This window comes from Streptomyces sp. WAC06614 (genome assembly GCF_003949795.1).
Classification (GTDB): Bacteria; Actinomycetota; Actinomycetes; order Streptomycetales; family Streptomycetaceae; genus Streptomyces.
In genome coordinates this window covers 1-9,502 of sequence record NZ_RPRY01000271.1, presented here as the reverse complement: position 1 = coordinate 9,502, position 9,502 = coordinate 1, and the positions used below count along the sequence as shown (strand labels likewise).

Below are 9,502 nucleotides of genomic sequence, written 5' to 3'. Positions count from 1 at the left end.
CCCGATCAGCCACGGCGAGAGGAACGCCGCGGTCCGCGCTGCGGACCGCGGCGTTCCTCTCGCCGTGGCTGATCGGGTTCAGCGTCTTCTTCGCCTACCCGCTCCTGTCCACGGTGTACTTCTCGTTCACCAAGTACGACGGCTTCCGGCCGCCGGCCTTCAACGGGCTGGACAACTGGACGTACCTGTTCACCGACTATCCGCTGTTCTGGCCGGCGATGCGCAACACGCTGTGGCTGGTGGCGGTGGTGGTGACCTGCCGGACCCTGTTCGGGCTGGGCGTCGGACTGCTGATCACGAAGATCAGGACGGGTACGGGCCTGTTCCGCACCCTGTTCTACCTGCCCTACCTGGCCCCGCCGGTGGCCGCCACCCTGGCCTTCGTGTTCCTGCTCAACCCGGGCACGGGACCGGTGAACGTCCTGCTGGAGGACGTGGGCCTGCCCGCCCCGGGCTGGTTCACCGACCCCGACTGGTCCAAGCCGGCGCTGACCATGCTGGCGCTGTGGGGCATCGGCGACCTGATGGTCATCTTCATGGCCGCCCTGCTCGACGTCCCCAAGGAGCAGTACGAGGCCGCCGCGCTCGACGGGGCGGGGGCGTGGCAGCGCTTCCGGCACGTCACCCTGCCGAACATCTCGCCGATCGTGCTGTTCGCGGTGGTCACCGGGGTGATCCAGGTCATGCAGTACTACACGCAGCCGCTGGTCGCGGGAAAGGTGGCGGCCGGGGTGATCGGCGGCTCCGGGCAGCAGTTCGAGCCCGGCTACCCCGCCAAGACCACGCTGACGCTGCCCCAGATCGTGTACAACGCGGGCTTCCAGCGCTTCGACTACGGCACCGCCTGCGCGGTGGCGCTGGTGCTGTTCGCCCTGTCGATGGCGTTCACGGCGCTGCTGATGCGCCGGCGCGGCGGACTGATCGGAGCGGGTGAATGAGCATCGACCGGGTCCACCGGCGCAAGGCCGTGCTGCACTGGATCGGCGTGCACTCCCTGGGGGTCGCGGCGGCCCTGTTCTTCGTCCTGCCGTTCGTCTTCCTGCTGCTGACCTCGCTGATGAGCGACCAGCAGGCGCTGACCCGCGACCTGTGGCCGCGCACCTGGGAGTGGGACAACTACGTCCAGGTGTGGAACGCTCCCGGGTTCTTGACCTGGTGGCGCAACACCCTGCTGTACGCGGGCCTGGGAACCGTGCTCACCGTGGTGTCCTCCGTGCCCGTCGCCTACGCGCTGGCCAAGTTCCGCTTCCGCGGGCGCCGGCTGTCGCTGATGCTCGTGATCGCGATGATGATGCTGCCGCCGCAGGTGGTGATCATCCCGATGTACCTGTTCTGGGCCAAGCAGCTCGACCTGTCCGGCACCTTGTGGCCGCTGATCGTCCCGACGGCGTTCGGCGACGCGTTCTCCATCTTCCTGCTGCGGCAGTTCCTGGTGACGATCCCCGACGAGTACCTGGACGCGGCGCGGGTCGACGGCTGCGGCGAGGTCCGCACCCTGCTGCGGGTGGTGCTGCCGATGGCGCGGCCCGCGCTGGCGGCGGTGGCGCTGTTCCAGTTCTTCGCCCTGTGGAACGACTACTTCGGCCCGCAGATCTACGCCTCGGACAACCCGGCCGCCTGGACGCTCAGCTACGGGCTGGAGTCCTTCAAGGGCGCCCACCACACCAACTGGAACCTCACCATGGCCGCCACCGTGCTGGTCATGGCCCCGGTGATCGTCCTCTTCTTCTTCGCCCAGAAGGCGTTCGTCGAAGGCGTCACCCTGACCGGAGTGAAGGGTTAGACAGTCACATGACGATGAAACTGGCAGTGGTGGGCGGTGGTTCCACCTACACGCCCGAACTGGTCGACGGCTTCGCCCGGCTCCGCGACACCCTTCCCGTCGGCGAACTGGTGCTGATCGACCCGGCCGCCGAGCGGCTGGAGCTGGTCGGCGGCCTGGCCCGGCGGATCTTCGCCCGGCAGGGCCACCCCGGCACCGTGACCACCACCTCCGACCTGGACGCCGGGGTCGCCGACGCCGACGCGGTGCTGCTCCAGCTCCGCGTGGGCGGGCAGGCGGCCCGGCTGCAGGACGAGACCTGGCCGCTGGAGTGCGGCTGCGTCGGGCAGGAGACCACCGGCGCGGGCGGCCTGGCCAAGGCGCTGCGCACGGTGCCGGTGGTGCTGGACATCGCCGAGCGGGTGCGCCGGACCAACCCGGACGCCTGGATCATCGACTTCACCAACCCGGTCGGGATCGTCACCCGGGCCCTGCTGAACGCCGGCCACAAGGCGGTCGGGCTGTGCAACGTGGCCATCGGGTTCCAGCGGAAGTTCGCCCGCTGGCTGGACCTGTCCCCCGCCGACATCCACCTCGACCACGTCGGCCTCAACCACCTGACCTGGGAGCTCGGCGTACGCCTGGGCGGTCCCGACGGCGAGAACCTGCTGCCGCGGCTGCTCGACGTCCGCGGCGGTGACCTCGCCGCCGACCTGGGCCTGCCGCGGCAGGTCCTGGACCGGCTGGGCGTCGTACCGTCGTACTACCTGCGCTACTTCTACGCGCACGACGAGGTCGTGCGGGAGCTGGCCACCAAGCCCTCGCGGGCGGCCGAGGTCGCCGCGATGGAGGCCGAACTGCTGGCCCTGTACGCCGACCCGGCCCTGGACGAGAAGCCGGAACTGCTGGCCAGGCGCGGCGGGGCCTTCTACTCGGAGGCCGCGGTCGACCTGGCCGCGGCACTGCTCGGCGACGGCGGCCCGTCCGTCCAGGTGGTCAACGCCCGCAACGACGGCACCCTGCCGTTCCTGCCCGACGACGCGGTGATCGAGGTCCAGGCCCGGGTGGACGGCTCCGGCCCGGTCCCGCTCGCCGTCCCCCGGCTGGACCCGCTGTACGCCGGGCTGATCGCCCAGGTGACGGCGTACGAGGACCTGGCCCTGGACGCGGCGCTGCGCGGCGGCCGGGAACGGGTGTTCCGGGCCCTGCTGGCCCATCCGCTCGTCGGGCAGTTCGCGCAGGCCGAGGGCCTGACGGACCGGCTGCTGGCCCACAACAAGGAGCACCTGGCATGGGCGTGAGGCGGCCCGCCGTGCTCGCGATCGACGCGGGCAACAGCAAGACGGACGTGGCGCTGATCGACACGGACGGCACCGTACGCGGCACCGGCCGGGCCGGCGGCTTCCAGCCGCCGCTCACCGGCGTGGCCGCGGCCGTGGACGAGCTGGGCCGGGCCGTGGCCGAGGCGGTCCGCGCGGCCGGGCTGACCGGGGCCGGCCCGTACGCCGACCGGGTCGCCGCCTGTCTGGCCAACGCGGACCTCCCGGTGGAGGAGGAGCGGCTGGCCGACGCCCTGGCCGCCCGCGGCTGGGCGGGGGCGACCGAGGTGCACAACGACACCTTCGCCATCCTGCGGGCCGGTCTTCCGCACGGCGCGCCACCGCGGGGGGTGGCGGTGGTGTGCGGGGCCGGCATCAACTGCGTGGGCATGCTGCCCGACGGGCGGACCGCCCGGTTCCCGGCACTGGGACAGATCTCCGGCGACTGGGGCGGCGGCGGGGGCCTGTCCGCCGAGGCCCTGTGGTTCGCGGCCCGGGCCGAGGACGGCCGGGGCGGCCCGACCGCGCTGCGCACGGCCCTGCCCGGGCACTTCGGGCTCGGCTCGATGGCCGAGCTGATCGAGGCACTGCACCTGGGTGCCCTCGACCAGGCCCGTACCCACGAGCTGGTGCCGGTGCTGTTCTCGGTCGCGGCGGCCGGGGACGCCGTGGCCCGGTCGCTGGTGGAACGGCAGGCCGACGAGGTGGTGTCGCTGGCCGTGGTCGCCCTGACCCGGCTGGACCTGCTCGCGCAGGAGACCCCGGTGCTGCTGGGCGGCGGGGTGCTCACCGCCCGCCATGCGCTGCTCAACGACCGGATCGAGGCCGGCCTGGCGGCCCGCGCGCCCCGGGCCCGGGTGGCGGTGGTGTCCGCGCCGCCGGTGCTCGGCGCGGGACTGCTGGGGCTGGACGCCGTGGCCGCACCGCCGGAGGCGCACGGAAAACTGCGCGCCCACTTCGGGTGAACCGCCGCCCGGTCGTGGGCAGGACTGGAACCGCAGGAGCCGTCGGGGCGTATTCACGGTGAAGGCCGCCGGACCGGGATCCGTACGGGTTGCCGGGCCGGATGCTGTGCCGGCGCCCGCGTACGGCCATACTGCTGCGCGACGGGAGCACCGGCAGCGGCCGGGCGGAGCGGTTCCAGGACCGAGGGGGAGGTCAGGTGGCGATGACGTCGCGTGCGCCCGCGCCCGGGGGCACGGCCCCGGTGCCGCCGCCGCGGCGCGGCACCGCCTTCGCCGAGGGCGTCGAGCGGGTGCGGCGGGCCGCCATGACCGAGCCCGGCCGGCTGCGGGCCGTCGGCGCGGTGCTGGCCGTCCTGCTGGTGCTGTTCGGTGCGGCCGCCGGCTGGGAGGTCTCCGACCGGGCCGCGGCCGCCGAGGACGTGGTGGGGCGCAGCCAGCCGCTGAGCGCGGGCGCGGCGAGCCTCTACCGTTCGCTGGCGGACGCGGACACGGCCGCCTCCAGCGGATTCCTCAGCAGCGGTCAGGAGCCGCGGGAGATCCGCGAGCGCTACGAGAAGGACGTCGCGACGGCCTCCCGGCTGCTGGTGGAGGCCGCCGCCAACGCCGGCGACGACGCGGAGTCGCGCCGGGAGATCGCCCTGCTCGGCGAGGAGCTGCCCCGCTACACGGGCCTGGTCGAACAGGCCCGGGCCACCGACCGGCAGGGGCTGCCGCTCGGCGGCGCCTACCTGCGGTACGCCAACGAGCGGATGAGCACCCTGCTGCTGCCGGCCGCGCAGCGGCTGTACGCGGCGGAGACCGGCCGGCTCGACCGGGACCAGGAGGCCGCCCGCGCCTGGCCGCCGGCCGCCCTGGTGACGGGCGTGGCCGCGCTGGGGGCGCTCGGCTGGGCGCAGCGGCGCGAGTACCGGCGCACGAACCGGGTCTTCAACCACGGCCTGGTGGCCGCCACCGCCGCCACCGCCGTGGCCCTGCTCTGGCTGTCGGTCGGGCACGGCATGGCCCGGTCCGGGCTGGGCGAGGCCCGCGCGGGCGCGCAGGAGTCCCTGAAGGTGCTGGACGCCGCCCGGGTGGCGGCGCTGCGGGCCCGGGCCGACGAGAACCTGACGCTGATCTCGCGGGGTGCCGTCCAGGCCGCGGACAAGAAGTCCGACAAGTACGACGTGGACTTCGGCCGCACCATGGACGAGCTCGAAGCGGACCTGGGCCGGGCCCTGCGGCTGGCGGACGACGATGCGGACCGGGACCCGGTGAACCGGGCGGTGGCCGGGGTGCGCCAGTGGAAGGAACGGCACGCCCAGGCCCGCGAGGCGGACCTGAAGGGGGACTACGAGAGCGCCCTGCCCAAGGTGATCGGCGGCAAGGGCAGCAGCGGCGAGTCCTTCGACGGGGTGGACGCCTCCCTGGAACAGGCCGTCGCCCACGCCCAGGAGGAGTTCACCCGCGCCGCCCACGGCGGCCTCACCGCCCTGACCGGCCTGGCCACGGGCGCCGTGACCCTCACCCTGACCGCCGCCGCCACCACCCTCCTCGGCCTCGGCCGCCGCCTTTCGGAGTACAGGTGAGACGCATGGACCCGACCGCGCACAGGAGAAGGTCACGCAGGACGGCGAGCGCGCTCACCACGGCCGCGGCCCTGGCCGTGGTCCTCACCACCGCCCTGCTGCACCGCGCCCCCGCCCCGGCCGAAGCGGCCTACCCGGCCGCCCCGGCGGCCCCGGCCACGCCGACCCCCGCTGCGCCGGAGCAGTGCACGGATCCGGAGGCCAGCCTCCGCCCCGACGGCCTGGACGGCGCGGCCATCGCCCGGATCAAGCAGGCCGGAAAGCTGGTGGCCGGCGTGGACCAGTCCAGCTTCCGCTGGGGCTACCGCAACCCCGCCAACAACCAGCTGGAGGGCTTCGACATCGCCCTGGTCAAGGCCATCGCCAAGGACATCCTGGGCAACGAGAACGCCGTCATCTACCGGGCCGTACCCACCAGCCAGCGGATCCCGGCCCTCCAGGAGGGCCGCGTCGACCTGGTCGTGCGCACCATGACGATCAACTGCGCCCGGCTGGCCGACGTGGCGTTCTCCACCGCGTACTTCGAGGCCGGCCAGCAGGTCCTGGCACCGGTCAACAGCACGATCACCGGGTTCGACGACTCCCTCCGGGGCCGCCGCGTCTGCGCGGCCAGCGGCTCCATCGCGGAGGCCGCGCTGACCCGCGAGCCGCACGGCTCGCACCTGGTCACCGTGCCCAACCAGCTCGACTGCCTGGTCCGCCTCCAGCTCGGCGAGGTCGACGGCGTGGTCACCGACAACGCGCTGGCCGCCGGGCAGGCGGCCCAGGATCCCAAGGTCCGGCTGGTCGGCAAGCCGTTCACGCGGGAGTTCTACGGGGTGGCCATGCCCAAGAACGCCACGGACCTGGTCCGCCGGGTCAACAAGGTGCTGGAGAACTACCGTGCGGGGGGCGACAACAGCGAGTGGATGAAGGCCTACGTCCAGTACCTGCGGGACGATCTGCCGGGGATCACCGCGCCCCCGGCACCCAAGTACCGGGACGGCTGAGCGCGGTGAGGGACATGCACACGGACGCGGAGGAGGCGGGGTCGACGGTGTCGGCAGTGATGGACCGGGACGACGTCGACCGTGCCCTGACCCGGCTGGAGGCCGAGCACGAGGCGGTCGAGACCTCCCTGCTGGCGCTCCAGGACCACGCCGGCCGCCGGCTCCTGGAGGGCGCCACCCTGTCCGGGATCACCCGGGAGCGCTGGGCCGAGACGGACGCGGCCGTCACCCGGCTGTGGCGGTACTTCGACGTCTACAGCGGGGCCGTGGCCGCCGCCCGCAAGATCCGCGAGCGGCGTCGCTGGCCCACCCGGGAGGACCTGGTCGAGCTGACCGAACGGCTGCGCGGCCCCGGTGTCCTGCTGCCCGGGGACGCCGCCGAGGGCGGCCGGCTCGCCGAGCGCTGCTCGCTGGCCGAGCTGGTGGCCCGGATGAACGACCTCTACGCCCGCTCCCTGGACGTCGTGGTGGCCGCCGACGCGGTGTGGTCGGCGCTGCCCGCCCGGATCGACCTGCTCGCCGCCGAGCTGCACCGCACCCGCTCGCTGGCCCACTCCGTCGGGGTCCGCCCCGGCGAGCACCCGTCCGGGGACGACCTGGAGGCGATCACGGCCGAGCTGACCGAGCTGCGGGCCCGGGTGATCGAGGACCCGCTGGCCTTCTGGCAGCCCGCGACGGGCAGTTCCGCGCCCGGCGGCGGACGTCCCGACACCGTGCGCTACGACCGGGCCGCGCGCGCCCTGGAGGACGTACGCCGCGAGATCGAGGCGGTGCTGACGGTCCGGCAGGACGCCGAGCAGCGGCTGGTGCGGGTCCGGGACGTGCTGTCGCGGGCGGACCGGACCCTGGCGGAGGCCCGTACGGCCCGCGGGGAGGTCCTGGCGAAGATCGCCGCGAGCGAGGTGCCCGCGGTCAGCGGCCCGCCCACGGCGCTCCAGGAGCAGCTCGCGGCCGCCGCCGAGTACCGCCGGCAGGCCCAGTGGCACCGGCTGTCGCCGCTGCTGGAGGCGCTGGAGGTGCGCGCCGAGGACGAACTGCGCCGGGCCCGTGACTCGCTGACGGCCGTGACCGCGCCGCTGGCCGTCCGGGCGGAGCTGCGGGGGCGGCTGGACGCGTACCGGGCGAAGGCGGCCCGGCACGGGCTGGCCGAGGACCCGCTGCTGGTCGAGCGGTACGACGCGGCCCGGCGGATGCTGTGGAGCGCGCCCTGTGACCTGCGGGCCGCCGAGCAGGCCGTGCTGCGCTACCAGCACACGACGGCCGAGGCCCTGGCCGGGCCGGTGGCCCAGGAGGACGCATGAGCCCGATCGGAACCCCGTGCACCCGGCCGGGCTGCCCGGGCGCGTACGAGGACATGGGCGGCGGCGAGGTCTACTGCGACACCTGCGGTCTGGCCCCGGCGGCGGGTACGGGGACCACGGGCGCCGCGGCCTCGGGCGCGGCTGCGGCTCCGGCCGCGGGGCCGGAGCCGGGGCAGTGGCCCGGGCCGGGTGCGGCGGAGCTGGTGTCGGTGCCGACGGCGCAGATGGCGGGCCCGGCGCGGCCCGGTGGGGGCTCACGCCCGTCGGTGCCGTCCTCGTCCCGCTCGTCGGCCCGCTCCTCGCGCTCGTCCTCGTCCCGCCGTTCGGTCTCGGGCCGGCTCTCGCGGGCCATGTCCGGTTCCTCCTCGACCCGTTCGGTCTCGGTGCGCAGCACCGGTTCGGGCTCCTCGGCCGGGTCGGCCGGGTCCGGCCGGCTGGGCGCCGGGCTGGTCGCCGTACCGGAGGTGCCGCGGCCGGACCCCGCGGCGGCGGTGCTGGCGAACCCGGAGGTGCCCGAGCGCAAGCGGTTCTGCTCGCGGGCGGAGTGCGGGGCGCCGGTGGGCCGGGCGCGCGGCGACCGGCCGGGCCGGACGGAAGGGTTCTGCACCAAGTGCGGCCACCCGTACTCGTTCGTGCCGAAGCTGCGGGCGGGCGACGTGGTGCGCGGCCAGTACGAGGTCGCGGGCTGCCTCGCGCACGGCGGCCTGGGCTGGGTGTACCTGGCGATGGACCGGGCGGTGGACAACCGGTGGGTGGTGCTCAAGGGCCTGCTGGACACCGGCGACCAGGACGCGATGGCCGCGGCGATATCGGAACGTCGGTTCCTCGCGGAGATCGAGCACGCCAACATCGTGCGGATCTACAACTTCGTCGAGCACCCGGACCGGCGGACGGGGGCGCCGGACGGCTACATCGTCATGGAGTACGTCGGCGGCAAGTCCCTGAAGGAGATCGCGAACGAGCGGCGCCGGCCGGACGGCCGGCGCGACCCGCTCCCGGTCGAACAGGCCTGCGCGTACGGCATCGAGGCGCTGGAGGCGCTGGGGCACCTGCACAGCCGCAACCTGCTGTACTGCGACTTCAAGGTGGACAACGCGATCCAGCAGCAGGACCAGCTGAAGCTGATCGACATGGGCGCGGTGCGCCGGATGGACGACCAGGAGTCCGCCATCTACGGCACCGTGGGCTACCAGGCGCCGGAGGTGGCCGAGCTGGGGCCGTCGGTCGCGTCCGACCTGTACACGGTGGCGCGGACGCTGGCCGTGCTGACGTTCGACTTCCAGGGCTACACGAACGTGTTCGTGGACTCGCTGCCGGACCCGGAGCACATCGAGGTGTTCCGGCGGTACGAGTCGTTCTACCGGCTGCTGGTGCGGGCGACGGATCCCGACCCGGAGCGGAGGTTCGCGTCCGCGCAGGAGATGGCGGACCAACTGACCGGGGTCCTGCGGGAGGTGGTCGCCCTCCAGACGGGCCGCCCGCGGCCCCACCTGTCCACGCTGTTCGGCCCGGAGCTGCGCGTCCCGGACACCCAGCTCTTCGCCTCCGACCCGGCGAGAGAATCCTCCCTCCTGGGCCTGCGCCCCCCGACCCCCCTCTTC

General features: G+C 74.2%; 8 protein-coding genes. All 8 read left to right on the top strand.

The features are described from left to right. Positions 1-38 precede the first annotated feature (38 nt). Positions 39-938, top strand: coding sequence for a carbohydrate ABC transporter permease (locus EF918_RS27340; protein WP_125651573.1), 900 nt, complete (start codon positions 39-41; stop codon positions 936-938). Then, on the top strand, positions 935-1,783 hold the full coding sequence (locus EF918_RS27335; protein WP_125651566.1) for a carbohydrate ABC transporter permease: 849 nt from the start codon (positions 935-937) through the stop codon (positions 1,781-1,783). Before EF918_RS27340 ends, EF918_RS27335 begins: the two co-directional genes overlap by 4 nt. 14 nt (positions 1,784-1,797) lie before the next feature. Further along, complete coding sequence (locus EF918_RS27330; RefSeq protein ID WP_125651570.1) at positions 1,798-3,063, top strand: 6-phospho-beta-glucosidase; 1,266 nt, start codon at positions 1,798-1,800, stop codon at positions 3,061-3,063. Then, positions 3,054-4,046: an N-acetylglucosamine kinase gene (locus tag EF918_RS27325; RefSeq protein WP_125651564.1), complete on the top strand. Its 993-nt coding sequence runs from the start codon at positions 3,054-3,056 to the stop codon at positions 4,044-4,046. The genes EF918_RS27330 and EF918_RS27325 overlap by 10 nt, the downstream gene beginning before the upstream one ends. Before the next feature lie 203 nt (positions 4,047-4,249). After that, positions 4,250-5,611 (top strand): hypothetical protein, encoded by a 1,362-nt coding sequence (locus EF918_RS27320; RefSeq protein ID WP_125651562.1) that lies wholly within the window; start codon positions 4,250-4,252, stop codon positions 5,609-5,611. Positions 5,612-5,616: 5 nt separating this feature from the next. Next, positions 5,617-6,600, top strand: coding sequence for a glutamate ABC transporter substrate-binding protein (locus tag EF918_RS27315; RefSeq protein WP_125651560.1), 984 nt, complete (start codon positions 5,617-5,619; stop codon positions 6,598-6,600). Between the two features lie 14 nt (positions 6,601-6,614). Continuing rightward, on the top strand, positions 6,615-7,901 hold the full coding sequence (locus EF918_RS27310) for a hypothetical protein (RefSeq protein WP_260610723.1): 1,287 nt from the start codon (positions 6,615-6,617) through the stop codon (positions 7,899-7,901). Then, on the top strand, positions 7,898-9,502 hold a 1,605-nt coding region (locus EF918_RS27305; RefSeq protein WP_148141266.1), incomplete at its 3' end, for a serine/threonine protein kinase. The genes EF918_RS27310 and EF918_RS27305, both read left to right, overlap by 4 nt.

Coding starts and splice junctions, on each gene's coding strand:
- EF918_RS27335 (WP_125651566.1), top strand. CDS start 935: ATGAGCATCGACCGGGTCCACCGGCGCAAGGCCGTGCTGCACTGGATC.
- EF918_RS27315 (WP_125651560.1), top strand. CDS start 5,617: ATGGACCCGACCGCGCACAGGAGAAGGTCACGCAGGACGGCGAGCGCG.
- EF918_RS27325 (WP_125651564.1), top strand. CDS start 3,054: ATGGGCGTGAGGCGGCCCGCCGTGCTCGCGATCGACGCGGGCAACAGC.
- EF918_RS27310 (WP_260610723.1), top strand. CDS start 6,615: ATGCACACGGACGCGGAGGAGGCGGGGTCGACGGTGTCGGCAGTGATG.
- EF918_RS27330 (WP_125651570.1), top strand. CDS start 1,798: ATGAAACTGGCAGTGGTGGGCGGTGGTTCCACCTACACGCCCGAACTG.
- EF918_RS27320 (WP_125651562.1), top strand. CDS start 4,250: ATGACGTCGCGTGCGCCCGCGCCCGGGGGCACGGCCCCGGTGCCGCCG.